Source organism: Saccharothrix sp. NRRL B-16314, assembly GCF_000716595.1.
Taxonomy (GTDB): Bacteria; Actinomycetota; Actinomycetes; order Mycobacteriales; family Pseudonocardiaceae; genus Actinosynnema.
Genome location: NZ_JNXC01000266.1, coordinates 1 through 226 on the forward strand (window position 1 = coordinate 1; position 226 = coordinate 226).

At 70.4% G+C, this 226-nt stretch carries 1 protein-coding gene; it reads left to right on the plus strand.

Going from position 1 to position 226, the window contains the following annotated elements; genetic code table 11:
- On the plus strand, positions 1-226 hold a 226-nt coding region (locus OQ02_RS39940; protein WP_033443892.1), incomplete at both ends, for an endo-1,4-beta-xylanase.

Consider the following 226-nt stretch of genomic DNA (forward strand, 5'->3'; position numbering starts at 1 on the left):
GGACGTCGTCAACGAGGCCTACGCCGACGGCAGCGGCGGCGGGCGCCGCGACTCCAACCTCCAGCGCACCGGCAACGACTGGATCGAAGCCGCGTTCCGGGCGGCGCGGGCGGCGGACCCGGGTGCGAAGCTCTGCTACAACGACTACAACACCGACAACTGGTCGCACGCCAAGACCCAGGGCGTCTACCGCATGGTCCAGGACTTCAAGTCCCGCGGCGTCCCC